Origin of the sequence: Nitritalea halalkaliphila LW7, from assembly GCF_000265075.1 — a bacterium.
GTDB lineage: Bacteria > Bacteroidota > Bacteroidia > Cytophagales > Cyclobacteriaceae > Nitritalea > Nitritalea halalkaliphila.
In genome coordinates this window covers 1-1,246 of sequence record NZ_AJYA01000129.1, presented here as the reverse complement: position 1 = coordinate 1,246, position 1,246 = coordinate 1, and the positions used below count along the sequence as shown (strand labels likewise).

The 1,246-nt window shown below is 50.8% G+C and carries 1 rRNA gene; it reads right to left on the bottom strand.

Features of this window, described 5'->3' with window-relative positions:
- Positions 1–1,014: 1,014 nt before the first annotated feature.
- Positions 1,015–1,126 (bottom strand): 5S ribosomal RNA (gene rrf, locus A3SI_RS16785).
- Positions 1,127–1,246 lie beyond the last annotated feature (120 nt).

Sequence of the window (1,246 nt, the reverse complement as noted above, 5' to 3'; positions counted from 1 at the left end):
GCGGACCTTATGCTAACCGCGTGGCGTTAGCCCGCGGATCGAAAGACGCCACCGCCCCGAGCCGCATAGCGGCGGACCTTATGGTAACTGCGCGGCATTAGCCCGAGGATCGAAAGACGCCACCGCCCCCCGAGCCGCATAGCGGCGGACCTTATGCTAACCGCGCGGCCTTAGCCCGCGGATCGAAAGACGCCACCGCCCCCGAGCCGCATAGCGGCGGACCTTATGCTAACCGCGTGGCCTTAGCCCGCGGATCGAAGAACGCTACATCCTCTATCCCGCGCGGGGGAAAATCAGTATAGCATATCCCATTCTAAACAGCGCTTATCGAAAATGCATATATCCATTACAAGCATTACGTGGGGGATATTAATTATCGGTTCCATGACGTTTCTCGCCCCACGCTGAAAAATGGGGAACGCCTCTCGTGCTGGGGCTGAAGCCGCCAGGCCTTCCCAAAATCCGCCGCTATGCGGCTCGGCTCAGGATTTCAAATTCCTACTAGGATGCGACCTAGTGCGACGAGATCGAACAGGCTTTTGGCTACGGGTAAAAACCGAAAGCAAACGATCATAATCGAACATAAAAAAGAAACCAAACGAAACCAAACGAAAGCAAAACCCTCGAAAACAGAAAGAAAACGAAAGCAAACGATCCCAATCGATCATTCCTCATCGAAAATAGAAAGCAAACGAACATCCGCCTTACACACCATTCCGTCTAAAAAATCGCCATCAAAGCAGTCCATAACACCCCCCACCAGCCCCACGCCAACAACCCCATTAACAATTAACCATTAACCATCAACCATTAACAATCAACCATTAAAAAAGCAGCCCACAACAATCCCAACCAAGTCCCACGCCTGCAGCGCCATTAACCATTAAAAAAGGCCCATGACAACCCMACCAAGTCCCACGCCAACAACCCCATTAACAATTAACCATTAACAATTAACCATTAACAATTAACCATTAAAAAAAGCCCTTCAGATTTCTCCAAAGGGCTTCGATGATGAGGCGGCGACCTACTCTCCCAGATGTAACTCCAGTACCATCGGCGCAGTAGGGCTTAACTTCTCTGTTCGGGATGGGAAGAGGTGGAACCCCTACGCTAGGCCGCCAGGCCTTTCTACTGTCTCTTGTCTGACCCTCATCTAGTCAAACCAGTAGCTACTTCACGTAGTCAATATTTTTTAGCGCTCCTAACTCACTCTCGTGACTCGCAGCGTATGCTTTTAACATGT